The following is a 24,495-nucleotide window of genomic DNA, read 5'->3' as shown; positions in this document are numbered from 1 at the left end:
GCCAAAGCGCGGGCTTAGTCCCGCGTTCGTGTCAGTAAGAAAAAGGCGGTCAGAAGCAGGATCGTCAGGCCCAGAAGGGCGGTGGAAATCGCGTTGACCTCAGGGGTGACGACGCGGCGCAGCTGACCCAGCATATAGGTGGGCAGGGTATCTTGTCCGGCGGATTTGACAAACTCGGTAATGATCACATCGTCGAGCGAGATCACGAAGGCCAGCATCGAACCCGCGATGATGCCGGGCAGGGCCAGCGGCAGGGTCACGCGGCGGAAGGTTTGCCAGCGGTTGGCGTAAAGGTCGGCGGCGGCGACTTCGAGGCTGAGGTCCATGCCTTCGAGCCGGGCGCGGATCGGCAGATAGGCGAAGGGCACGCAGAAGGCCGAATGCGCCAGAATGAGATAGGCCAGCCCGGTATATCCAGTGGCGACCTTGATCACGGCGAAGACGATCAGCAGGGCGACGGCGGTAACGATTTCAGGGACCATCAAGGGTTGGTTGATCATCACATAAATCAGCGTCTGGCCCTTGAATTGCGCGGTGCGGGTGGTGCCAAGCGCGGCCATTGTGGCCACGGTCGTGGCGATCACGGCGGCGCTGGCGGCGATGATCAGCGAGCGGATCGTGGCCTCTTGCACTTGGGTGTTCTGCCAGGCGACGGCATACCATTCCAGCGAGAACCCGCCCCAGATGGCGACGCTTTGCGAGCCGTTGAAGGAATAGATCACCAGCGTGAAAATCGGAACATAGAGGATCGCGAAGGCGGTCATCGCGATGGCGGTGAAGCCTGGCAAGCGGGTGATCGAGAAGGGTTTGATGCGATTAGCCATGCGGGTTCTCCTTGGTCGAGACGCGCACATAGGCCAGCAGCGCGGCCCCCACGATCACCAGAAGCACCATCGACAGGGCGGCCCCCAGTGGCCAGTTGCGGCCCTGTCCGAATTGCAGGTCGATGAAGTTGCCGATCATCATGTTCTTGCCGCCGCCCAGCACGCGCGGCGTAACATAGGCCCCCAGCGAGGGCACGAAGACAAGGATCGATCCAGCGATGGCACCCGGTTTGACGATGGGCAGGATGACCCGGCGCAGCACTTGCCAGCGGCTGGCGTAGAGGTCGTATCCGGCCTCGACCAGGCGGAAATCGAAGCGGTCGATGGCGGCATACATCGGCAGCACCATCAGCGGCAGATATACATAGGCCATGCCGATCAGCACGGCGGTGTCGGTATAGAGGATCTGAATCGGGGTGGTGATCAGGCCAATCTTCATCAGGAGCGTATTCAGGATGCCCTGATTGCGCAGGACCTCCATGATCGCGAAAGTGCGGATCAACAGGTTGGTCCAGAACGGAATTGTGATCAGGAACAGCCACAGGGCGCGCTGTTTCGGGGCGCGGGTGGCGATGAAATAGGCCGTTGGAAAGCCGAAGATAAAGGTGGCGATCGTGGTCAGAAGCGACAGTTTGACCGAGCGCCAGAAGATGGTCAGGTGGGCGTCGGCAAGGCTGATCGTGTCATCGAAGATATCGCGGTGGAACAGGATCTGAAACCACGCATCCAGCGAGAAGCGCCATTCGACGCCGGAATATTCACCCGCCTCGAGGAAGGAATAGACGGCGACGATCAGCAGCGGCCCGGCGGCGCCGAGGGCCAGCAGCACCAGCGCGGGCGTCGACAGCAGCCAGTTGCGGCGGACGCGGGCCGTTTCGGCCAGGTCTTCGGAGGAGGAGGGCATGATCAGTCCTCCAGCAGCTGAATGGCGTCGGGGGGCAGGATCAGGCCGACCTGCGTGCCGGGGGTATAGGCGGCAGAGCCGTCGGCGGCGGCTTGCATTCGGGCGACCAGTTCGGTGCCGTCGGGCAGGGCGAGGTGGCAGTGGATGTCGGTGCCGAAATAAACGCTGTGGGTCAGGGTGGCGGGCAGGCCATGGCCCGCAGGCACGATGCGCAGTTGTTCGGGGCGCAGCGCGAGGGTCATTTTGCCGGACCGCCCGGCGATTCGCTGTGGCGCGATGTCGATATGCTGACCGCCGCTCAGGGTGGCGCCGGTGGCGTCAACAGTGGCGTCGATGAAGTTGGTTTCACCGATGAAATCGGCCACGAAGCGGTTGGCGGGGCTGGTGTAGATGTCGCGCGGCGCGCCGATTTGCAGGATATTGCCTGCGCTCATCACGCCGATCCGGTCGGACATGGTCAGCGCCTCTTCCTGATCGTGGGTGACGAAAATGAAGGTGATGCCGGTTTCGGTTTGCAGGCGCTTCAGCTCGGATTGCATTTCCTTGCGCAGTTTCAGATCGAGCGCTGAAAGCGGTTCGTCCAGCAGCAGCACCTTGGGGCGCGGGGCCAGTGCGCGGGCCAGGGCGACGCGCTGTTGCTGCCCGCCCGAAAGCTGCGCGGTGCGGCGCCCGGCCAGCGATTCCATCCGCACGAGGGCCAGCATTTCGGCCGTGGTCTCGGCCACTTCCTTGCGCGGGCGGCCCAGCATTTCCAGACCGAAGCCGATATTCTGCGCCACGGTCAGGTGCGGAAACAGCGCATAGGATTGGAACACCGTGTTGATGGGGCGCTTGTTGGGCGGGTCGGCGGAGATGTCTTTGCCGTCCAGCCAGATTTCGCCGGAGGTGGGTGTTTCAAACCCGGCAATCAGCCGCAGGAGCGTGGTCTTACCGCAGCCGGAGGGGCCAAGCAGGGTGAAAAACTCGCCTTTGGAAATTTGAACGGAAACGTCCTTGAGGGCGGTGACGGCCTCGGTTCCCTGGCCATATGTCTTTCGGGCTGATTTCGCTTCGACTGCGATTGTATCCGTCATTCCAACCTCTGAATATTTTGATCAAATTATGAGGGGGAGTCGTTTGCTTTGGCAAGCCCTTACACGAAAACCGGGGGGCGACGGGTGATCCAGGGGCGTGCGCGCTCAAGATCTGAGCACAGCGAAATCAGCTGCTCATCCTGCCCGTAAGCGGCGGCCAGATGGATGCCGATCGGCAGGCCCTTGGGGGACCAGCACAGCGGAACCGAGGCGGCTGGCTGACCGCTGGCGTTGAAGGCGGCGCAGAAGGGGGAATAGGTAAAAATCCCTTCTGGGCCAGTACGATAGGTGACGTAGTCTTCGGTTGTGTGGGCGAAGCGCCCGGTCTTGGCGGGGGGCTCGGCCAAGGTGGGGGTGAGCAGGATGTCATAGGCTTGGAACTCGGCCGCCATCTGACGGCCATAGGCGTGAATCATGCCGACACATTCGAGATATTTATCGCCGGATATAGTTGCTGCATATTTCATCGCTCCGCGGGAAACGCCTTCGATATCGCCCTGTTGCAGGGTGCGATTTCGCGCGGTGAGCGCCTTGCGAATGCCCAAAGCGGTGCCGCATGCGACGATGATTGTCCAAGCGTGCATCATGCCCATGGTGTCGGCGCGCGGCAGGGTTGGGGTGACGTGGTGGCCCATATCGGTCAGCAAAGCGGCGGCGTCATGCACCGCGTCGCGGCATTCGGGGCTGATCGGCGTGCCGGTCAGGGTGGTGTCGCACAAGCCAATGCGCAGCGGGCCGCAGGGGCGCTGAGTGGCGGCGCGAAAACTGGATGCCAGCGGCGGGGCGACATAAGGCGCGCCAAGGTCGGGGCCTTGGCACATGTCCAGCAGCAGGGCGCTGTCGCGGACCGAGCGGGTGAGGAAACCGTCGATGGCCATCCCGGCCCAGCCTTCGCCCGCGTATGGCCCGTCGGGCAGGCGGGCGCGGGTGGGTTTGAACCCGAACAGCCCGCAGGATGACGCGGGAATGCGCACCGAGCCGCCGCCATCCGAGCCATGCGCGGCGGGCACGATCCCGGCGGCCACGGCAGCACCGGACCCACCCGAGGAGCCGCCCGAGGTATGGCCGAGGTTCCACGGGTTGCGCGTGGGGCCGCCGTAGACCGCAGATTCGGTCGCCGCGCCAATGCCGCCTTCGGGCGAGGTGGTGCGCCCGAAGGTGACCACGCCCGTGGCGGCGATGCGTTCAAAGATCGCAGAATCGCGCGGATAGGTCGTGCCCGCCAGCAGATTCGAGCCGTTGTTGGAGGGGAAATCCACCGCTTCGCAGCCCAGATCCTTGATCAGGAAGGGCACGCCTTTCAGCGGGCCATCGGGCAGGCCGCGGGCGATGTTGCGGCGGGCCGTGTCCTCTTGCATCAGCACAACGGCGTTGAGATCGGGGTTGAGCTGTTCGACGCGCAGCAGGGCATCATCAAGCAGCTCGCCTGCGGTGACGTGGCCGTTGCGGACCAGTTCGGCCAGCCCGGTTGCATCGTAATCCGAATAACGGTCCATATCGCGTGCTCCGTATTATGTCGGTCCATTCAAGACCTGAAGCGGGGCGGCTGGCAAATGTTAAAAGCGCAGGGCGGATGATTTCGTGCCGCGCACAGCGGGCTAGTAGGCGGCGCGGGCGGCGACGCGGGTGCCATCGGCCAGCCCGGCGGGGGGATAGAGTACGATGGTGTCGCCGGGGGTGATGCCATCGGCGATCGCGGCCTCGAGCCCGTTATTGGCGGCGACGGTGACGGGGCGCTGATGCGCGGTGCCGCCTTCGACCACAAAGAGCGCCCAGCCGTCGCCCTGCCGAAACAGCGCGCCGGAGGGGACGATCGTGGCATCGGGCTGGTCCCAGACCACCACGCGGACCTCGACCCGGAAGCCGTGGCCAAGGGCGGCGCGGTCATCGGGCGGCCCGGTGAAGTGGACGGTCACGCGCACGCGCTGTTCCTCGACCCCCAGGGCAGAGGTTTTGGTGAACCCCCAGGGTTCGATCCGCGCGACGGTGCCCAGCAGCGGTTGCGGCCCGCCCCAATTGTCGATGATGACCGCATCGCCGGTGTGGATCTGCACGGCGTCGGTGGACAGCATTTCGGCCAGCACTTCGAGGTCACGGGTGATATCGCCAATCTCGAGGATCGGGGTGCCTGCGGGCAGGGTGATTTCCGAGCGTTGCATGATCCGCAGGATGCGCCCCGAGGCGGGGGCGTGCAGGGGGATCACATTTTCCGTCTGGGCCGAGATCGCGCTGGCGAGGCCGTGATCATCAAAGCTGATCAGCAGGGCGCGGGCGTTGTTCAGCTCGGCCACGCGCATGGAGATCGCGGCGCGGGCGGTATCGAGGTTCGCATTGGCGGCGCGAGAGGCGCGGGCATCGGTATCAAGGGCGGCCTTGCTGGCGATGCCGCTGTCATAGAGTTTCTGTGTGCGTTCGAGGTTGGCATCGGCCAGATCGCGGTCGGCGCGGGCCTTGTTCAGGTCGGCCTCGGCCACGCGCAGGGCGGCTTCGGCAGCGGTGACGCTGGCGCGGGCCTGTTCGCGCGTGCGGGCATCAAGGGCGGTGGGCGAGGTGGGCAGCATCCGTGCCACGACAGTTTCCCCGGCGGTGACCTGATCGCCGGGTTCGACCTCAAGTCGCATCAGGCGGCCGGTGATCGGGGTAGAGACGACATAGGGTTCATGCACCTGGGTGCGGCCCTCTTCGTTGATGGTGACACGCAAGGGGCCTTGGGTCACCAGCCCCAGATCGACCAACGTGGGCCGGGGCCAGAAAGCATAGGTCAGTGCCGCCACGACAAGGGCGGCGGCAGCGATCCAAAGCGCGGTGCGGGAGTGTGTTTTGGCTGCCATATTCATTTATTCCCGTGTCTTCAGGGCGGAGATCATATCAATCTGGTCCAGTTCGCGTTTCACCAGCCAGCCCGATAGTCCGGAGGCGGCCAGAACGGCCAGAATGGCCAAGCCATAGCTGTGTGGGCTGAACACCACCGGGATCTGATAGATATCAGTACTGAACCCCACCGCCATGAGATAGCTCAAACCATAGCCCACCCCGATGCCCAGCGGGATCGCGGCCAGGGTGACGACCGCCAGTTCCCCCAGCAGCACAAAGGCGGTTTCGGCGCGGGTGAAGCCCATGACGCGCAGGCTGGCCAGATCGCGGGTGCGTTCGGCGAAGGCGATGCGGGCGGAGTTGTAGACGATCCCGAAGGTGATGATCGCGGCCACCGCCAGCATGACATAGCGCATCGCGCCGGGGCCGGTGTCCATCAGGGTGACCAGCGCGGTGCGGGCATCGGATTTGAGCGAGACACCGGCGATGGCGGGCATCTGTTTGATACGGGCATAGAGCGTTTTGGTCTGTCGGGTGTCGATGGTCAGATAGGCGCCCGAGACCTGATCGGGCTGTTTCAGCGCCCGCGTCAGCGCGCCGATCTCCATGAAGGCGGGGGCGCCGATCAGGGTGCGGGCGGTGCCGATCACCGGCAGGCGCAGCAGCGGGCGGCGGCCATCGCGGATTTCGACGGTCAGGGTATCACCGGGTTTCACATGCAGGATCGTGGCCAGTGATTGCGCCAGAATCAGCCCTTCGGGGCGGATGGTGATCGGTTCGACTTTGGCCGAGAGAATGCGGTTGAGCGTGGGGCGGGCCGGGCGGCCCTCGACGGTGCCACGATAGGAATAGGTGCCGTTGCGCAGGATCGCTGGGGCGGTGCGGATCGGTTCGACGTGCAGAACGCCGGGCAGGCGGGCCAGTTCCAGCAGTGCTTTGGGCGCTTGTGGGGTGGTGAAGCTGAGGGTCATGTCGGATCGGTCCATGGCCGAAAAGCTGAGGTCGATGGTGGTTTGAAACCCGGCCATGATCGTCAGGGTGGACACCGAAAGCGCCAGCCCGGTGCCAATGCCGATCACCGCGCCGATCATCCGGCCCGGATGGCGGGTGATGCGGCGCAGGACCATGCGGCTGGGTTGATCCAGCCAGCGCTTCATCTGTCCGGCCAGATCATAGGCGCGGCTGTAATCGGGCGGGGCAGGCGGGCGCATGGCCACGGCGGGGGTCAGGGCAAACACGCCTTTGAGCACGAACAGGCTGCCGATCGAGGCGGTGAGGATCGAGACGGCAAAGCCCACGACGAAGCTGCGCGGATCGACGCTGAAGACGATGAAGGGGAATTTGAAGTAATTCTGGTAGAAGACCGCCATTGCGCTGCCTGCGGCGATTCCGGCCATCGAGCCCGCCACGGCGCCAGCGACGGCGATCAGCAGCACCAGTTTCAGGTAGTGCAGGCTGACCTCACTTGAGGCATAGCCGAAGGCCTTGAGCAGGCCGATCTGTTCGCGCTCGGCCTGCACCATGCGGCTGATGACGATATACAGCAGGAAGGCAGCGACCCCCAGAAAGATCGGCGGGATCGCGGTTGAGCTGCTGCGCAACCCGCGAATTTCCTCGGTGACGAAGCGGTTCGAGATGAGGTCGGTCAGGTCATAGGCCCCGGCGGCCCCATAAGAGGTCAGAATCTGGTCGGCGGCCTGAATGACCGATTGCGGGTTGGTGCCACGCGACAGCGCGATCAGCGCCTCGGAAAACGCGCCGGTCATGTCATAGGCAGCACCAAGCGCGGCGCGGCGCATCCAGAACACGGCAAAGCGGGCGTCGTCTGATACGATCTCGCCGGGGGCGACTGTATAGAGGAACTCGGGGGATTGGGCGAGGCCGGTGATCCGAAAAACCCGCCGCGCGCCGTTCATCGTGGCGGCGATGTTGTCATTCAGCGTCAGGTCGCGGGCCTTGGCAAAGCCTTCGAGCAAAACGATTTCGTCGGCGTGGCCAAGGGCGGGCAGGCGACCGGCGGTCAGGTAGATGTCGTTGAGCCGGGGTGTGCCGGTATCAGGCAGCGACAGGGCGCGGGCGCGGATGGGAAGCTCGTCTTTGGCGATGTCGATCAGGGCGCTGCCGGACACGCGGCCTTCGACGGCGGCAACGCCGGGCAGGGCAGCCAGGCGGGCCAGCATCCGGTTGGGCGCGCGGGTGACCGGGGCAAAGACATCGGCCAGCCGGTAGCGATCGTAATAGGCCTGCCGGGTTTCATCCAGCGTGTTGACCAGCCCGGTCATCATCACCAGCATCATCACCCCCAGCGCGATCACCAGCCCGATGGCGGCGGCCTGCCCCTTGATCCGCGCCAGATCGCGCAGGAGTTTGCGGTTGAGCGGGCTCACCACTCGATCTCGTCTGCGGTCAGTTTGGTTTTGTTCAGGATCACGTCGCGGATGCCGCCATCGGCGAAATGGATAACCCTGTCCGCAAGTTGCGCTGTGGCGGCAGCATGGGTGACGATGATCACGGTGGTGCCGAGGCGGGCGTTGACCTCGGTCAGGACGTTCAGGACGGCGCGGCCTGTGGCGCTGTCCAGCGCGCCGGTGGGTTCGTCGCAAAACAACACGGTCGGGCGCTTGGCCACGGCGCGGGCGATGGCGACGCGCTGCTGTTCGCCGCCTGACAGTTCGGCGGGAAAATGGTGGCTGCGCTTGTCGAGCCCGACCAGCGACAGGGCCTCGGCCGGGTCAAGCGGATCGGTGGCGATTTCGGTGACCAACTCGACGTTCTCATAGGCGGTGAGGCTGGGCATGAGGTTGTAGAACTGGAACACAAAGCCCACGTGATCGCGCCGGTAGCGCGTCAGTTCGGCGTCCGTCATGGCGGTCAGGTCGGCGCTTTGGAACAGGGCGGTGCCCGAGGTGGGGCGATCCAGCCCGCCGAGGATGTTCAGCAGCGTGGATTTGCCACTGCCGGAGGGACCAAGCAGCACCACGAATTCGCCGGTGGGAATGGTCAGGTCCACGCCGCGCAGGGCGTGCACGGTGGCGGCGCCGCTGCCATAGGTTTTGGTCAGGCCGGTGGCGGTGAAGGCCGGTGTAGGGGGGGTAATGGGCGTGTGGTCTGGCACCTGATCCCTCGTTGCATTGCGGGGGCAGGGTAACGCATGTGGCGTATGGTTCCAGTGCCAAATCCGCGCGGCGGGTTGGCTGGGCGGGTGTGGCGTTGGTCAGGGCAGAAGTTGTAGCCAGACCCAGACAGTGAGGATACACATCGTTGTGCCCACCAGCACCGCAGAGGCCGCGACCCGTTTGCCGCGCCCATACATATTGGCAAAGACATAGGAGTTGATGCCGGGGGCCATGGCGGCGGTTAGCACCGCCGAGCGTTGCGAGGCAATCGGCAGGTCGAAGGATTTCGACAGGGTCCAGACGATCATCGGGTGCAGCACCAGGCTGATGGCGGTGACATAGGCGATAATCTTGATGTCGCCCTCGGGGCGGTAGCGGACCAGCACACCGCCGAGGCCAAAGAGGGCTGCGGGCAGCGCCGCGCGCACCATCAGATCAATCGCGGCGGTCAGGGGGCCGGGCAGGGTGGTGCCGCTGAGGTTGACGGCAAAGCCGAGGGCCAGCCCCACCACCAGCGCATTGCGAAACATTGCCTTGGCCACGGTGCCGACAAGCGCTGCGGGGGATTTGCCGCGGGCGCGGACGATCTCCATCGTGGTGATGCCGAGGGCATAGCAGAACGGCGAGTGGATCGAGATGATCGCGTAGTTGGCCGAGAGCGCATCATGGCCGTAGGCGCGTTCAGTAATCGGCAGCCCCAGCAGCAGCGAGTTGGAGAACAGGCCAACAAAGCCGATGGCAACGCAGTCTTCCCAGTCGCGGCCAAACAGGAACCGCGCCCCCAGCATTGCGGCGAAGAACCCGGCGGCCGCACCTGTGTAGAAGGAAAGCAGCAGTTTCGCGTCAAAGCTTTGCGACAGGTCGAGCCGCGAGATCGCCGAGAACAGCAGGCAGGGGATGGCGAAATTCTGAGTGAATTTCATCAGCCCGTCGACATGGGCATCTGAGAAGTAGCCCTTCCACACGGCGGCGTAGCCGAAGCCGATCACCAGAAAGACGGGAAGGACGACATCGAGGAGGTCTTGCATCGGGTCGGTCCTTTGTGCGTGGGGCGGGCGCGGGAATGAGTATTTTGGTCAGAAAGAAGCCGCAGGTCAGACTGTGTAGGACAGGGTCATACCGTCATAGGCGGGGGTGATATGGTCGGGGGTTTCATCTGCCACGGCCTGATAGTCGAGGTCGATGTGCATGTTGGTCAACACGGCGCGGCGTGGCGCGACCTGTGCGATCCATTCAAGCGATTGGGCCAGATGCGAGTGGGTCGGATGCGGGGTGCGGCGCAGCGCGTCGAGCACCCAGCAGTCGAGGTCCTGAAGCGCATCCCAAGCCGGGTCATAGATGGTGGCGACGTCGGGCAGGTAGGCCAGATTATGGATGCGGAAGCCGAGCGCGTCGATGCTGCCGTGGCCGACTTTAAAGGGGGTGAGGGTGATCTCGCCGCCTTGGCCGGAGATGGTGATATCGCCCTTGATCGTGTGCATGTCGAGGATCGGGGGGTAGGGGCTGTCCTCGGGTTGGACGAAAGCATAGCCGAAGCGGGAATAGAGGTCGTTTTGCGTGTCGCCATCGGCCCAGACCGGCAGGCGGCGGCGCATGTTGAACACGATCATTCGCAGGTCGTCGAGCCCGTGGACATGGTCGGCGTGGGAGTGGGTATAGACCACGGCATCGAGGGCGCCGATATCTGCATCAAGCAGTTGGGCGCGCATGTCGGGCGAGGTGTCAATCAGCACGGAGGTGGTGCCGCCGTCGGTGATGCGTTGCACCAGCATCGAGCAGCGGCGGCGGCGGTTTTTCGGATTCCGCGGGTCACATTCGCCCCAATGGCCACCCAAGCGCGGCACACCGCCGGAGGAGCCACAGCCGAGGATGGTGAAGCGCAGTTCGGCCATTATGCGGGGGCCTTGTATTGGGCGACTTTGCTGAACAGCCGGTCGAAGTTGGCCTGAGTCTGCGCGGCGAAGGTGGCGTAGTCGAGGCCGAAGACGTCGGCGCCGACCTGAGCGGTATGCACCGAGTAGGCGGGTTCGTTGCGTTTGCCGCGGAAGGGTTTGGGCGCGAGGTAGGGCGCGTCGGTTTCCACCAGAATGCGGTCGACCGGCGCGGCGGCAAAAATGTCGCGGACCTCTTGGCTTTTGGGGAAGGTGGCGATGCCGGACATCGACAGGTAAAACCCAAGGTCAAGGGCGGCGCGGGCCAGATCGGGGCCGGAGGAGAAGCAGTGCATGACACAGGAATAAGTGCCGTTGGCGTGTTCCTCGGTCAGGATGCGGGCCATGTCTTCGTCGGCGGCGCGGGAGTGGATGATCAGCGGCAGGCCGGTTTGGCGGGCGGCGTCGATATGGATGCGCAGCGAGGCTTTCTGAATCTCGGCGCTGTCGGCGGTATAGTGGTAGTCCAGCCCGGTTTCGCCGATGCCGACAAATTTCGGGTGCGCGGCCAGCGCGATCAGTTGATCGGCGGTGACCAGCGGTTCCTCGGCGGCGCGCATCGGGTGGATACCTGCGGCGTAGAACACCGGGGCGTAGGTTTCGGCGATGGCGCGCACGGCGGGTTCGGATTCAAGCCGGGTGCAGATGGTGACCATGCGGGTAACACCGGCCTCGACGGCGCGGGAGATGACCTCGGCGCGTTCAGAGTCGAAATCGGGGAAATCGAGGTGGCAGTGGCTGTCGGTAATCTGAATGGTATCGGTCATGCGGCCCCTCGCGCGGGATCAGCCCGCGGCGGTTTTCTGGATCTTGAAAACCGTATCTAGGATGAGCGCGGCAGGGTCAAGGTTGACGGCCCGGCCATGTTGGGTTCTGGCGCTGATCTGCTGGGCCAGATTGGCCCATGCCCGGCCTTTGTGCGGATCGGGCGAGAGGCGGGTCAGCAGGTCGGCTTCGCCGGGGGCGGCCTGTGTGGCGGGGGCCGCGCCAAGTGCGCCGGTGCGTGCCAGCCGCGCCATCAACAGATCGTTGAGGCCCAGCAGCAGATCAAGCCGGGTTTCGGCTCCGCGCGCTGCCGCGGCTTCGGCCAGTTTGACAGCGCGGGCGCGGTCGAGCCGGGGCAAGGTGGTGTAGAGCGCGATCAGGTCGTGATACATCTGCATCCCGCCTAGGTTGATCAGGCGGATCGCCTCGCCGACCGAGCCGGCGGCCAGTTCAGCCAGTGCGGGGGGATCGGCGATATCGGTGACATGGGCCTGTTCCAGCGCCACGGCCATATCGTCGGCGTTGAGCGGGGTCAGGCGCAATTCGCGGCAGCGCGAGCGGATTGTGGGCAGCAGGCGTGAGGGCTGATGCGAGACCAGCAGCAGGATGGTGCGGGCGGGCGGCTCTTCCAGCATCTTGAGCAGGGCGTTGGCGGCCTGTGGGTTCATTTCATCTGCGCAATCGACGATGACGACGCGGCGGCCGCCATCGGTGGCAGAGAGGTGCATGAAGTGGTTCAGACGGCGCACGTCGTCGGCGACGATCTGATCGCGCATCCGCTTGGTGGTTTCATTGACGCTGCGAGTGATGTGAAACAGCCGCGGTTCGGAGCGCGCCGCGAGGCGATGGGCGACGGGGTGGTCGGGATCAATCGCCAGCGAGGTGGGGGCAGGGGGCGCGCCGAACAGGCCATCGCCGTCATCGTCGGGGGTGGCGAGCAGGAAGCGGGCGATGTGCCACGCCAGCGTGGCCTTGCCGACGCCCAGCGGCCCGGTGATCAGCCAGCCGTGGTGCAGGCGGCCCGAATTGAACGCGTCGAGGAAGTCGGCCTCGGCTGTGGCTTGTCCGATCAGGCGCGGGGTGTCGCGCGGGTGCGGCGCGCCTTCGACGCGGTCGGGTGCGGGGTGTGTGTCGTCGCTCATGGCAGGCGGGCCGTGGCGATTGTGGTCACGTCTGCGGCGACCGCGTCGGGGGCGCGGGCGCCGTCGATCACGGTGATGCGGTCGGGAAATTCGGCGGCGAGGTCAAGGAAGCCCTGACGCATTTGCGCCTGAAGGTCGTGGCCGAAGGATTCGAACCGTTCCTCAAGGCCCTTGCGCGACAGGGCGCGCGACAGGCCAGTGGCCGGGTCCATGTCGATCAGGATGGTCAGGTCGGGTTCGCGCCCGATCATCAGGGTATGAAGCTGATCGACGGTGGCGCGCAGGTCGCCGCGGCTGAGGCCCTGATACATCCGGGTGCTGTCGGCGAAGCGATCGCAGATCACCACTTTGCCCGCGTCCAGCGCCGGTTGGATCGTGCGTTCCAAGTGGTCGCGGCGGGCGGCGGTGAACAGCAGAATTTCGGTTTCGGCGGACCATCGGTCGGGGTCGCCTTGCAGCACCAGTGCGCGGATTTCTTCGGCGCCGGGGCTGCCGCCGGGTTCGCGGGTCAGCACCACGTCGCGGCCCATGGCGCGCAGGGTATCGGCCAGCATCCGGGCTTGCGTGGATTTGCCGGACCCGTCGATACCCTCGAAGCTGATGAACAGTCCGGGTGCGCTCAAGATGCGGCCTCGGGGCCTTGGTTCAGGCGGTTGATCAGGCTGCGGGCGGCGGTGGTCATTCTGGTCAGGAAGCCGCCGCGCGGAATGTCACGGTCGGCCACCAGCGGCACCGAGGTTTCATCCAGCCCCTCGGGGTGCAGGATGAGTTGCGCCAGCACTTGGCCCTTGGTGATCGGTGCGGCGATCGGGCCTTGGTAGACGACTTCGGCGGCGACGCTATCGCCCGCGAGGACCGGCAGCAGCGCGGTCACATCTTCGGCAGGCACCAGCCCGACCGTGGCCTCGCGGCCCATCCAGACCTCGGCGTCGGCGATCACGGTGTTGGCTTTGGCAACCGGGCGCTGAACGAACTGGCGAAAGGCCCAGTTCACGATCGCCTCGGATTCCTCGGCGCGGGTACGGGCGCTGTCGAGGCCCGAGAGCACGAAGACCACGCGGCGGTCGCCCTGCTTGGCCGAGCCGACCAGGCCGTAGCCTGCCTCGGTCGTGTGGCCGGTTTTCAGCCCGTCGGCGCCGATACCCAGCCCCAGAAGCGGGTTGCGGTTATGGACGTTTTGCGGCGCACGCCCGTCAAAAGCGTATTCGCGTTCGGCAAACAGCGGATAGAATTGCGGGTAGTCGTTGATCAGATGCGTGGCCAGCAGCGCCAGATCACGCATCGACATGCGGTGACCCGCAGCGGGCCAGCCGTTGGAGTTGGCAAAGGTCGAATTGGTCATGCCCATCTGTTGCGCACGCTGGGTCATCAGCCGGGCAAAGCCCGCCTCTGTGCCATCGGGGCTGAGGGCCTCGGCGATCACGGCGCAGGCATCATTGCCCGACAGCACGATGATGCCACGCAGAAGATCCTCGACCCGGACCCGATCGGTGGTGTCCAGAAACATGGTCGATCCACCATAGCTCATGGCGTGCTGCGACACGGGCAGCTTGGTGTCCAGCCTCAGGCGGTCATCCCGCAGGGCCTCGAACGTCATGTACAGGGTCATCAGCTTGGACATCGAGGCCGGCGGCAGTGGCACATCGGCATTCTTGTTCAGCAGCACCGTGCCCGTGGTCAGGTCAAGAATGAAGGCCGAGGTGGCCCTGGTGTCAAACGCATGCGCCGGAAGCGCCAGCATCAGGCCGGTCAAAGCGGCGGTCAGGATGCGGATGAACGGACGTGTCATGACAGTCTCCGGTCAGTTGGTGACGGCGTAGGCATCGGTGAATCCGGTTTTCTTGATGCTTGCCAGAAGGCTGTTGCGCTCGGCCACCGAGGTGGCAGGCCCAACCAGCACGCGCCAGAAGGTTTTGCCCTTCGAGCTTTGCTTTTTCACCGTTGCCACCATCCCGGCTTTTTGCATGGATTTGGCGGCGGTTTTGGCGTTGGCTTCGACCGAGAAAATGCCGATCTGGAGATAGGGCTTATTCAGCCCCGAGGCAGGTTTGGCGGTGGATTTCGCGGCGGGCGACGGGGTTGGTTGTGCAGCGGGGGCCACAGGTGTTTTGGCGGCAGTGTCGATGGCGGCAGAGGCCGATGCGATCGGATCCAGCGGTTTCGCCTCGATCTCGGCAGGCGCGGACAGGGATTCCGTAGCGTCGGCGGGGGCCTCTTGCGGCACTTCCTCGCGGCGCAGTGCGGTTACGTTCAGTTTGGCGGGCTGTCCGGCCAGCAGGCCGATCGCGGCTGCGGCATCGGAGGAGACCTGAAACCGGGGGCCGGGATTTTCACGCTCGCGGCGGAACAGCGCGCCGATGACGAACTTGCCATTGGCTTCATTGCGGATGATTACGCGTTCGGGTTCCTTGACATTGGAATGTGCCACCCAGACCCCGCCCAGCGAGGGGCGCCCGTCCCATAGGCCCGCTTCGGTGAGCTGAAACACGTCTGGGGCTTCGATGTCGCGTTCGATCAGCTTGACCGAGCGCGCCTGTTTCGGCAGCGCGTCTTCGGCGGGTTTGTCACGCGGCGACAAGAAGTTGAAGTTCGCCCCATCTTCGCATCCGCTTAGTACCAGCGCCAGCCCACAGGCCAGCGTAAGATGTTTCATCCGCACGTTTCTGACCCGCCCAACTGTTAAAAAGAACATCCCTTGCCTCTTGCCTGTGCACGGACATTGCCGTGCTGTTTGCCGGTTGTCCGGTCCTGTTCCCCTGCATCCAAAAGCGTGCATCGCGCGCAGTGTAACTGCAATGGGGTCGCAAGGAAAGTCTGCGCCACGCGGCTCGGCGGAAATTCCCGTAAGAGGCATCTTTCAGAATCACTTTTCACAGTTTAGACGGGGCAAACCCGGAGGAGTGGCAGAGCGGTTTAATGCACCGGTCTTGAAAACCGACGTAGGTGAAAGTCTACCGTGGGTTCGAATCCCACCTCCTCCGCCACGAAACAGTTTTATCCGATTTGATCAGGTCGCCTTGGGCGGCCTTTTCATTTACTTATCATACATTTGCACGAGATTTCCTTTTTGTTGGATTTCTTTCGATTTGTCCAATATGCTTTCCTTGGGTGGTATAAAATGTGGTATGATTTGTGGCGGCGCTGGCTGGCAAGCTCACGAAGAAACTGGTGGAGAACCTAGGGCCGGGTCGGCACGGGGATGGGAACGGGCTTTATCTTGTGGTCGATCCCGGTGGCGCGCGGCGGTGGATTGTGCGCGTTACGGTTAAAGGTCAGAAGAATCGCAAAGGCGCGCCTCTGAGGACGGATTTTGGCCTTGGTGGTGCCGATGTGGTCACGTTGCACCAAGCGCGGGACCGGGCGTTGGAATATCGCCGCATGTCCAAACAGGGGCTAAACCCACGTTTCAATGCGGCGCGCGACATTCCGACATTTGAGGAAATCGCTCAACAGGTTCACATCGACCGCATGCCGACATGGAAAAACGTCAAGCACGGGCAACAGTGGATTAACACGTTGCGCGACTATGCGTTTCCCAAGATCGGGCGCATGCCGATTGATAGTATTGAACAGCCTGAGGTGCTGATGTGCCTGTCCCCGATTTGGACCGACAAGCACGAAACCGCGCGGCGTTTGGCGCAACGCATCAAGATTGTCTTGGATGTGGCGAAGTCGAAGGGTTTTCGGTCGGGTGAGAATCCTGTCACGGCGATCAAGGATGGTCAGATTTTGCCAAAGGTGAAGGTTAAGCCAAAGCACCACAAGGCGATGAAGTGGCAAGAAGTGCCTGCCTTTTTCGCAGATTTGAAATCCCGCGATGCGATGGCGGCAAAAGCATTGATGTTCACCTGTTTGACCGGATCGCGCACGGGGGAGGTTCTTGGGATGTGCTGGGATGAATTGGATTTTGCGGCACGGCTTTGGACCTGTCCGGCGGTGCGCATGAAAACCGGCGATGATCACAGGGTGCCTCTGAGTGATGAAATGCTGGCAATCCTTGAGCCGTTGAAGGCGATGCAGTCGGAGTATGTGTTTGAGGGACAGAAGCGGCACAAGCCATTGTCGAACATGGCCATGTTGATGCTCTTGCGCCGGATGGGTGTTGAGGGCGTCACTGTGCACGGGTTCCGGTCCACCTTCCGAGATTGGGCGTCTGAGGTCGCCAATGTGCCGCGTGAGGTTGCGGAAATGAGCTTGGCACATAAGGTGGGGTCGGGTGTGGAGCGGGCTTATGCGCGGTCTGATTTGATTGAGAGGCGCCGCGAATTGCTCGGGGGCTGGAATGTTTATGTTTCCGGCGGCGCTGAGAAGGCCTGATCTGGCGGGGCGGCGGCCAAAAATCTTTGCAAATGAAATGCCGTAAGGTGGAGAACTGGTGACCTTTTGCGGCTAGCACCAATTCGAAACTAATCGAAAGTCATTCCTTGAAGGGCCGAAAGGTCGAGACTATCTTAGCTTTTGATGGATAGCTCAGAGCGTGACGAAAAAATTAGAGAGATTGTGAGCCGTTTCTATGATTCCGTGCCGACAGCGGCTCTGGGTATCGGGTCGGCGGGTCTCGACGTCAGCAAGCCGAACCAACATGATTCAAAAGCTGACTTTTTGGCCGAAAAAATAGCCGTAGATATTGCACTTGAGCAAGCAGATGGGCTGTTTGGATTTTTTTCGGCCCCGTTTCGCGAAGATGATACTCCGAACAAGGAAATGGCGGTGCGTATCGCCGCCTCTATTGACGCGAAGGCGCGCGTTCGGGCGGAAAGCGATAGAGTAAACACCGCTTTGGAGTTGATCGTCAAGAATGCCGGACAATCCGGGGTATCGTTTGTTGTCGTGATGTTGTTGTTTGATGTGGTCGATGGTTTGCGTAACCGGAAACAAGAGCTTGGAGATCAGGAAGCTGAGTTTTGGAGTGGCCACAGCCGACCGCCAAATCACTATGCGAGAACCATTGCACTCCGTTTCGCAAGAGCGATCGCCACCAAGACAGGCCGAAAACCTACTTTTGGAACATCCCGCGATGGGGGACATCCATCAACTGATTTTGGGCGGGCTTTAGAGGAGCTGTTCAAGGTTCTCGAGATCAAGGCCAATGTGAAACGGGCAGCGGTCTGGGCCATTGATCAGATTACGGAGGAGGATCTCAAACCTCCTGTTCGAAACGCGCTTAGCAGTCTTTACCTCGCCGATGATATGACAGTGACATCCAACAAAAACGCTCTGTCTCAATTTGCGAGACTGCATTCGAAAGCCTCTGATCAATAGACCTTTTGTGTTCGGAAAGCGGCCTTTCTCTCAGACTTTTAAGATCAACCCGGTTCGGTCCAGATGGCTTCAATCATCTGCAAATGGAGCGAACAAATGCCAAACCTATTCGAGCAAAACCGAACCTACGTCCTTGGCGATAAAGAGTTGGACCTCATCGGCGACCGCGACAAGCTGGCACAGTGGCGTCACAAGGGCATGGGTCCGGCGTTTTACCGGCTGGGCCGCAAGATCATCTATCGCGGGGTTGATCTGAACGCATGGGCCGAAGCCAACCGGGTTGAGCCGGGCGTGGGTGGGCATAGCTAATGGCAAAGCGCGTCACATCGCGCCGGGTCAAAATTCACCGCCAATACACCTATGATCAGGCCGCAACGGCGTTGGAAGTGTCGCTTCAAACGGTGCGGGGGTGGCGTAAGGAGGGCCTTCCGGTCCTAACGTCCAAAATCCCGCATTTGATTATCGGTGCGGAGCTAAAGGCGTTTCTGGATCGGCGCACCATCAAATCCAAGCTCACCCTCTCGCTTGAACAGTTCCGCTGCATGCGCTGTGGCGGGCCTGTCGCGGCCTATGGCGGCATGGTCGATTACATCCCTCTGACACCAACAAGGGGCGTTCTATCGACGCTCTGTGCGACCTGTGAGGGGGCTTGCACCAAGTTCGCGAGCCGGGCGCAAGTCGATGATCTTTCGCAAATCTTATCCGTGACAATCTGCAATAGCCGGTGAGCCTAAGAGAACCTTTCAAACCTAGCGTGAACCATCACTTTCAGAGACCCGCACAACACGTCGCGAATATGGCTCTGAATTTCACCAAAACCGGCCATTTTAAGGAGCAATCACATGGCAAAGCGGATTGAAGACAACGAACGGATCAAATGGGCCTATGCGCTCTATTTGCGCGATGCCAAAGGGCAGGATCAAAAATCCATCGACAAGGCACTGGCCGCGATTTGGCGTTTTGAGCAAAGCGCCAATGGCAAGCCGTTCAAAAAATTCCACCGGCTGCAAGCGTCTGGTTTCAAAGACCACCTTGCACGGGCCAAGAACGCGCGTACCGGCAAGCCGTTGGGCGTCAGTACGGTGGATGCAACCCTGCGTTTGGTTCAGGCGTTCTTTCATTGGCTGGCCAGTCAATCGGGCTACAAAAAGGCCGTGACCTATGCCGATGTGGAATATTTCAACAACACGATGAAAGCCGCCCGTGTCGCCCATGCCCAACGCGACATTCCCTATCCGTCGATGCAGCAATGCGCGCATGCGTTTCAGGCGATGCCGAACGGGACCGAATTTGAGAAGCGCGACAAAGCCCTCTTTGCCTTTTTCATGCTGACCGGTGCGCGGGATGGGGCGGTGGCGTCTTTGAAACTCAAACACGTCAATGTGCAGACCGGGCAGGTGTTCCAAGACGGGCGGGACGTGAACACCAAATTTGCCAACACATTCCGGTGTCAGTTTTTCCCGGTCGATCCCGCCTATCGCGATTGCTTTGCGGCGTGGGTCAGATACCTAAAAACCGAAAAACTGTTCGGCCCCACGGACGCGCTCTTTCCCAAAGCAAAAATCGCCTATGTACCGGGGGAAGGCTTTGCCAATATCGGGTTGGACCGCATAGGTTACGGCGGTTCCGCCAAGTTAAACGAGATCATCCGCACCGCCTTTGCTGTGGTTCAAATGCCAGAGTTCACCCCGCACAGTTTCCGCAAAACGCTGGTCAAACATGGCGACGAGGTTTGCACCTCTCTGGAACAACTCAAGGCGTGGTCGATGAACTTGGGCCATGAGAACTTGGCCACAACGGTCAATTCCTATTTGCCAGTGTCAGAGCATAGGCAATTGGAGATCATTGCGGCGATGTAGGGAAGAAGGAGGCCTAGGATTGACCTATGGCCTATCGACACAGCCACTCTACTCACATCCACAAGTTTAAAGCGAAATTTAAAAGAGGCAGGCCGCAGCCTGCCTCAATGGTGTGGTATTTACCTTATCGCGGGAAAGACCACGCCGCTTCTTCTGCTAGAAGATTTTTAAAACCTGTCATAAGCTCGAAGGAATAGTCAAGGAAAAGGATATGATTTTGTCCGATTATCGGTTTGCATTTGACCTTGGAACGACCTCAATTGGTTGGGCTGTTTTTGAACTTGATGGTGGCAACAAGAGACCCGTGAGGCTGGAACGTCTTGGGGTTCGCATTTTCGAGGATGGTCGAGATCCACAAAGTGGGGACTCCAATGCAAAGGGACGGCAGGTGCCGCGCTCCCTTAGAAAAGGTCAAGACCGCAAACTTGTCCGCCGAAAGTTACTCTTGGCCGATTTGGAGGCGCATGAGATGTTGCCGCCTGTTGGCGCGGTCCGCGATGCGCTGTTTTTGGCCTCCCCCTATGAGATCAGGAGCCGTGCCGCGACCCAAAAAGTGAGCCTTTACGAAATGGGGCGTGCGCTTTGGCATATGTCCAAACATAGAGGGTTTAAAAGCAACAGAAAAACCGATGCACCAGACGACGACACAGGCCTGATCAAAACGGCCAACAAGTTGCTTCGTGACAAACTAGAGGATGGTGGGTGGCCGACATATGGGGCTTATCTTTGGGCGCGGTTGCAGAGTGGCGAAGGCGTTCGGGTTCGTGCGGTGGGGGAAAATGCGGAGAAGCATTACGACTTTTATCCGACGCGCGATATGTTGACCGATGAGTTCGATGCGATTTGGCAAGAGCAATCAAAATACCACCCTGAATTGACAGAAGATTTGCGGTTAAGGCTACGTGACTACACGATCTTTTACCAACGGCCCTTGAAACCTGTCCCTGTCGGGCGCTGTACCTTTTTTCCCGAAAAAGATCGCCTGCCACGCTGGCACCCCGCCGCACAAGCATTTTTGATCCTGCAACAATTGAGCAATCTGCGGATCATCCGCGAAAGCGCTGAGTTTCATGTGGATTTTGAGAAACGTCAGGTGCTTTTCAACACTCTCAATGGCGGTGAAAAACTGACGTGGACGGGTGTGAAAAAGATCTTGGGGTTGAGCAGCCAAGACAAGCTGAACCTGCAAGACGGGGGGCTAAAAGAGCTGCACTATAATCAGGTTGCGGCTGTGCTTCTTGGTACCAAGAGAAAGCCCGGCCCCCTTGCCATGCAATGGGGTGGTTATGCCCCGGAACTGCGCGAAGAGATTTTGAAAAATCTGACCGAAAGTGAAAGCCCGGAGGTGTTGATCGACTGGTTGACCAACACGCTCGGGCTGGAGCCAGAAGCCGCGCAGGCGGTGGAGACTGTGCGCCTTCCTGACGGGCATTTGCGGTTTTGCCGCGAAGTGGTGGAGGCCTTGGTTTATGGGATGCGCACACATGGGTATGATTTCACGGATGCCGTGGATCATGCACCTTTGTTGAGCGATGCAGATATCAACCACAGTGATTTTCGCGCCGAGAAAGGCGTGGAAACCCTGCCGCGTTACAACGAACTTCCTGTGCTGCAACGCATGTTGGGCAATGGCACCAACAACGAAGACGATCCGCATGACAAACGGTATGGCAAAATCACCAATCCAACGGTGCATGTGGCCCTTGGTCAATTCCGCCGGGTGATGAATATGCTGATCCATGAGTTCGGCAAACCTGCCGAAGTCGTGATCGAGGCGGCGCGGGATTTGAACAAATCGCCGAAGGAAAAGGACGAGGTTGTTAAGCTGATCAAAGCGAATGAGAAGCGCAATGATCGTTTCCGCGACGAACTTGAAGCTGAGGGTCTATTGGCGTCCGGGCAACGGGTTGGGGATCGGTTTTTGCGATGCGCCTTTGGGAAGAGTTGGGAAAAACGCCTGCGGATCGGTGTGGCCCGTTTACGGGACGTCAGATCAGCTTGGCCGAATTGCATTCTGATGCGATTGAGATCGAACACATCCTTCCCTTTGCCGAGACCTTTGATGACAGCCCCGCCAACAAAACGCTGGCGTTTCGTGACGAAAATCGGCGCAAAGCCAACCTTTCTCCGGGGCAGGCGGCGGAACGTGGGATTTTTGATCAGGGCGCGATGATTGCCCGCACCAAACATTTGCCTCGCAATAAGGCTTGGCGTTTCTTGCCTGACGCCATGGAGGTGTTTGAAGAGCAGAAGAGTTTCGATGACCGCCAACTTCATGCCACCGGCTATCTCGCCAAAGTGGTACGGGCCTATGCCGAAGCCTTGTTTGATAAAAAGGATGTTGACGGAAAAGCGCGCAACCATGTCTGGATGCTGCCGGGACGGATGACTGCTATGTTGCGGCACCGCTGGGGGCTGAACCTTGGGGATCACAACCGAAAAAGCCGGGATGATCATCGCCACCACGCCATTGATGCCGCTGTGATTGGCGTGATTGATCGGGCGATGATCAAACGACTTCAAGACAACGCAAGAACGGTTGGAGCCGAAACACTGTCGCGTGTTCTGCCCAGTCCTCCCGAGCCTTTTCCAAATTACCGCGATCAGGTGATGGCGGCAGTTCAGGGGGTGAACATCAGCCATCGCGCAAAACATGGTAGTGCAAATCCAAATAACCCGTCGCGCACGAGCGGTCGACTGCATGAGGATACAGCCTTCGGGTTGATCCAAGATGTGCCAGAAAATCAAGCTGATTTGACAATCGGAAATGTCGTTGTGCGCAAACCAACACCGTCCCTGTCTGCCAAAGAAATCGGGCAAATCAGGGATGTCAAACTGCGTCATTCCGTTTTGACAGTGACGGCTGCATCTCGGGATCCGGGGTTGAGCAAGCGTGACGCCGATAAATTACGCGCCGAATTGTTGGCGAAATGGGGGAAGGAAACGGGCCACAGACGCTTAAGGATCATACGCAAAGAGGACACCGTGCGGCCTGTATCGGATGTCAATGGCCACCCTTATAAATATTTCGCGCCCGGTGAGGTGTCCTGTGTTGATCTTATCGAGGTTGACGGAAAGTGGGTGGGGCGCCCACTTTCCGTTTGGGATGCCAATTCGGGGCAAGTTCAGACTTGGCGTGACAAGTGGACTGATGGAACGTTTGTTATGCGGGTGCATAAAAACGATATGATTCAGCTTTTCGATTGGGATGACGAGGAAGGTAGTGTTGTTCAGGGCTCCAACGCAATTAAGCGTGTGGTCAGGCTAGCGCCAAGTAGTCGACTTTTTTATCTATCCGGCCCACTTGAGGCCGGGGCGTTGCAGAAGCGTCATGAAGACGCTGAAGATGCCTTTAGGTGGGACTTTGCAAATTTCGATAAGCTTCGCCTCCGCCGGGCGCGGCGTGTGCGGATTGATGAATTGGGGCGGGTGCATACGATCCCGCATGGGAAGGAATAATAATAACAGGCAAGCGACCTGACGGGCCTTATTTTGGAGGACCAAATGGTTGGACGTATTTTAGAACTGAGCCGCGATGATCTTGCGGTGCATAAATTGCGCGGCTTCCTATCCGTGCGCCAAAAAGGCACTGAAATAGGAACCGCAGAACTTGATGACCTCGACGCTGTTCTCGTTTCGGCGCAAGGCGTTATGTGGTCGAACACCGCTTTGGCCCAGCTTGCCGCACGCAATGTGCCCGTTATGATCCTTGGGGACAACTATGCCCCTGCGGCTGTTGTGTTGCCACTCACCGGTCATTCTACGCAAGCCTATCGCATGGCCCGGCAGGCTGAAGCGTCGCAGCCTTTGCACAAACAAATCTGGGCGCGCCTAGTTAGGCATAAAATTGCAGCGCAAGCGGAGGTTTTACAACGTGCGGGCGTCCCATCGGAGCGCGTTGAACGACTGGCGCTTGCCGTTCGATCTGGCGACCCTGACAACAGAGAAGGGCAGGCGGCACAAGCCTATTGGCCTTTGTTGTTGGGGAAAGAATTTCGGAGGGATCGAACGGCTGAAGGGGCAAACTCCCTCTTAAATTACGGATATGCCGTGCTGCGTGCCGCCACCGCGCGCGCCATTGTTGCGGCAGGTCTGCATCCCTCCCTTTCGGTCCATCACAGAAGTGGCGGAGATCCCTTGGTTTTGGCAGATGATCTGATGGAGCCTTTTCGTCCCACAATTGATCTTTGTGTTCTCAAACTGCTCAAAGATGGGATCGAAACCGTGCCAGAGGCGCGTGGCGTTTTGGTCGGCTGTTTAAGCGCCGAGTTTGAGACCGATCAAGGCATGTCGCCGCTCTCTCAGGGGCTTGTGCGTCTTGCTCAAAGCCTTGCAAACAGTTTTGAAATTGGCAAACCCGATTTGTCTTTCCCGAACAGGCTTTTGCCATCAGGGGATGATGACGATGAGTGAACTTAAATTTCCAACACTTTCGAGGTATCGTATTATGTGGGTTTGGGCGTTGTTCGATCTTCCTGTTTTGACCAAAATAGAACGCAAGAATGCATCGCAGTTTCGCAACGATTTGCTCGATCTTGGTTTTCAGATGGTGCAGTTTTCTGTATATTTACGACATGCGTATTCAAAAGAAAAAGCCGATGCGATTGCTGCCAAAGTTGGCGCATGCGTTCCCGAAAGTGGGCACGTTCAGGTCCTTTTTTTTACCGACCGTCAATACCAACTCACGCAATCCTATCATGGCAAGGCAACGTCAGGACCGACTCGGGAAAAACCTGATCAACTCACGTTATTTTAGGAGAATGGGTGACGTTTTTTTAGTGTGGCAGAAAGAAATATGCCTTCGG

22 protein-coding genes, 1 tRNA gene and 1 pseudogene are annotated in these 24,495 nt (G+C 60.5%); 10 read left to right on the top strand and 14 right to left on the bottom strand.

From position 1 onward, the window contains the following. Window positions 1–14: 14 nt before the first annotated feature. The 14 genes from BSF79_RS06870 to BSF79_RS06805 all read right to left on the bottom strand — a co-directional run bounded on the left by BSF79_RS06870 (window position 15) and on the right by BSF79_RS06805 (window position 15,222). Complete coding sequence (locus BSF79_RS06870; protein ID WP_090269136.1) at window positions 15–824, bottom strand: ABC transporter permease; 810 nt, start codon at window positions 822–824, stop codon at window positions 15–17. Next, window positions 817–1,728 (bottom strand): ABC transporter permease, encoded by a 912-nt coding sequence (locus BSF79_RS06865; protein ID WP_090269135.1) that lies wholly within the window; start codon window positions 1,726–1,728, stop codon window positions 817–819. Before BSF79_RS06865 ends, BSF79_RS06870 begins: the two co-directional genes overlap by 8 nt. A 2-nt stretch (window positions 1,729–1,730) precedes the next feature. Beyond that, complete coding sequence (locus BSF79_RS06860) at window positions 1,731–2,801, bottom strand: ABC transporter ATP-binding protein (RefSeq protein WP_090269134.1); 1,071 nt, start codon at window positions 2,799–2,801, stop codon at window positions 1,731–1,733. Window positions 2,802–2,860: 59 nt separating this feature from the next. After that, window positions 2,861–4,297, bottom strand: a complete 1,437-nt coding sequence (locus tag BSF79_RS06855) for an amidase (protein WP_090269133.1) — start codon at window positions 4,295–4,297, stop codon at window positions 2,861–2,863. Between the two features lie 102 nt (window positions 4,298–4,399). Further along, window positions 4,400–5,632 carry an efflux RND transporter periplasmic adaptor subunit gene (locus BSF79_RS06850; RefSeq protein WP_090269441.1) on the bottom strand — a complete coding sequence of 411 codons (1,233 nt, stop codon included), beginning with the start codon at window positions 5,630–5,632 and terminating at the stop codon, window positions 4,400–4,402. A 6-nt stretch (window positions 5,633–5,638) separates the two neighbouring features. Next, window positions 5,639–8,002 (bottom strand): ABC transporter permease, encoded by a 2,364-nt coding sequence (locus BSF79_RS06845; RefSeq protein ID WP_090269440.1) that lies wholly within the window; start codon window positions 8,000–8,002, stop codon window positions 5,639–5,641. Beyond that, window positions 7,999–8,730 carry an ABC transporter ATP-binding protein gene (locus BSF79_RS06840; protein ID WP_245776341.1) on the bottom strand — a complete coding sequence of 244 codons (732 nt, stop codon included), beginning with the start codon at window positions 8,728–8,730 and terminating at the stop codon, window positions 7,999–8,001. Before BSF79_RS06840 ends, BSF79_RS06845 begins: the two co-directional genes overlap by 4 nt. A 99-nt stretch (window positions 8,731–8,829) precedes the next feature. After that, window positions 8,830–9,759: an AEC family transporter gene (locus BSF79_RS06835; protein ID WP_090269132.1), complete on the bottom strand. Its 930-nt coding sequence runs from the start codon at window positions 9,757–9,759 to the stop codon at window positions 8,830–8,832. Between the two features lie 66 nt (window positions 9,760–9,825). Then, window positions 9,826–10,623: an MBL fold metallo-hydrolase gene (locus tag BSF79_RS06830; protein WP_090269131.1), complete on the bottom strand. Its 798-nt coding sequence runs from the start codon at window positions 10,621–10,623 to the stop codon at window positions 9,826–9,828. Next, window positions 10,623–11,429: a TatD family hydrolase gene (locus BSF79_RS06825; protein ID WP_090269130.1), complete on the bottom strand. Its 807-nt coding sequence runs from the start codon at window positions 11,427–11,429 to the stop codon at window positions 10,623–10,625. Before BSF79_RS06825 ends, BSF79_RS06830 begins: the two co-directional genes overlap by 1 nt. An 18-nt stretch (window positions 11,430–11,447) precedes the next feature. Next, complete coding sequence (locus BSF79_RS06820; protein ID WP_090269129.1) at window positions 11,448–12,569, bottom strand: DNA polymerase III subunit delta'; 1,122 nt, start codon at window positions 12,567–12,569, stop codon at window positions 11,448–11,450. Continuing rightward, window positions 12,566–13,192 (bottom strand): dTMP kinase, encoded by a 627-nt coding sequence (gene tmk, locus BSF79_RS06815; protein ID WP_090269128.1) that lies wholly within the window; start codon window positions 13,190–13,192, stop codon window positions 12,566–12,568. The genes BSF79_RS06820 and tmk overlap by 4 nt, the downstream gene beginning before the upstream one ends. After that, on the bottom strand, window positions 13,189–14,358 hold the full coding sequence (locus tag BSF79_RS06810; protein ID WP_090269127.1) for a D-alanyl-D-alanine carboxypeptidase family protein: 1,170 nt from the start codon (window positions 14,356–14,358) through the stop codon (window positions 13,189–13,191). Before BSF79_RS06810 ends, tmk begins: the two co-directional genes overlap by 4 nt. A 12-nt stretch (window positions 14,359–14,370) precedes the next feature. Next, window positions 14,371–15,222 (bottom strand): SPOR domain-containing protein, encoded by an 852-nt coding sequence (locus BSF79_RS06805; RefSeq protein ID WP_245776340.1) that lies wholly within the window; start codon window positions 15,220–15,222, stop codon window positions 14,371–14,373. A gap of 241 nt (window positions 15,223–15,463) precedes the next feature. On the opposite strand from BSF79_RS06805, the gene BSF79_RS06800 reads away from it, so the two are divergent. The 10 genes and pseudogenes from BSF79_RS06800 to cas2 all read left to right on the top strand — a co-directional run bounded on the left by BSF79_RS06800 (window position 15,464) and on the right by cas2 (window position 24,446). Next, window positions 15,464–15,553 (top strand) — tRNA-Ser (locus tag BSF79_RS06800). A 148-nt stretch (window positions 15,554–15,701) separates the two neighbouring features. After that, a complete protein-coding gene (locus BSF79_RS06795; protein WP_090269125.1) occupies window positions 15,702–16,886 on the top strand; it encodes a tyrosine-type recombinase/integrase in 1,185 nt (394 codons plus the stop codon). 144 nt (window positions 16,887–17,030) lie between these two features. Further along, window positions 17,031–17,831, top strand: coding sequence for a hypothetical protein (locus BSF79_RS06790; RefSeq protein WP_090269124.1), 801 nt, complete (start codon window positions 17,031–17,033; stop codon window positions 17,829–17,831). A gap of 96 nt (window positions 17,832–17,927) precedes the next feature. Continuing rightward, complete coding sequence (locus tag BSF79_RS06785; protein ID WP_090269436.1) at window positions 17,928–18,140, top strand: MerR family transcriptional regulator; 213 nt, start codon at window positions 17,928–17,930, stop codon at window positions 18,138–18,140. Continuing rightward, complete coding sequence (locus tag BSF79_RS06780; protein WP_090269123.1) at window positions 18,140–18,559, top strand: helix-turn-helix domain-containing protein; 420 nt, start codon at window positions 18,140–18,142, stop codon at window positions 18,557–18,559. The genes BSF79_RS06785 and BSF79_RS06780 overlap by 1 nt, the downstream gene beginning before the upstream one ends. A 114-nt stretch (window positions 18,560–18,673) precedes the next feature. After that, a complete protein-coding gene (locus BSF79_RS06775; protein ID WP_090269122.1) occupies window positions 18,674–19,690 on the top strand; it encodes a site-specific integrase in 1,017 nt (338 codons plus the stop codon). A 211-nt stretch (window positions 19,691–19,901) separates the two neighbouring features. After that, window positions 19,902–21,578: pseudogene (gene cas9, locus BSF79_RS20055) on the top strand (type II CRISPR RNA-guided endonuclease Cas9); the annotation flags it as partial. Window positions 21,579–21,616: 38 nt separating this feature from the next. Next, window positions 21,617–23,149 carry a type II CRISPR RNA-guided endonuclease Cas9 gene (gene cas9, locus BSF79_RS06770; RefSeq protein WP_090269121.1) on the top strand — a complete coding sequence of 511 codons (1,533 nt, stop codon included), beginning with the start codon at window positions 21,617–21,619 and terminating at the stop codon, window positions 23,147–23,149. Between the two features lie 45 nt (window positions 23,150–23,194). Continuing rightward, window positions 23,195–24,103: a type II CRISPR-associated endonuclease Cas1 gene (gene cas1 / locus BSF79_RS06765; RefSeq protein WP_090269120.1), complete on the top strand. Its 909-nt coding sequence runs from the start codon at window positions 23,195–23,197 to the stop codon at window positions 24,101–24,103. Further along, window positions 24,096–24,446, top strand: a complete 351-nt coding sequence (gene cas2 / locus BSF79_RS06760; RefSeq protein WP_090269435.1) for a CRISPR-associated endonuclease Cas2 — start codon at window positions 24,096–24,098, stop codon at window positions 24,444–24,446. The genes cas1 and cas2 overlap by 8 nt, the downstream gene beginning before the upstream one ends. Window positions 24,447–24,495: the final 49 nt, after the last annotated feature.

Source organism: Thalassovita taeanensis, from assembly GCF_900110775.1.
Lineage (GTDB): Bacteria > Pseudomonadota > Alphaproteobacteria > Rhodobacterales > Rhodobacteraceae > Litorimicrobium > Litorimicrobium taeanense.
Note: the sequence above shows the minus strand (reverse complement) of the source record. Positions and strands in the feature narration are given on the sequence as shown.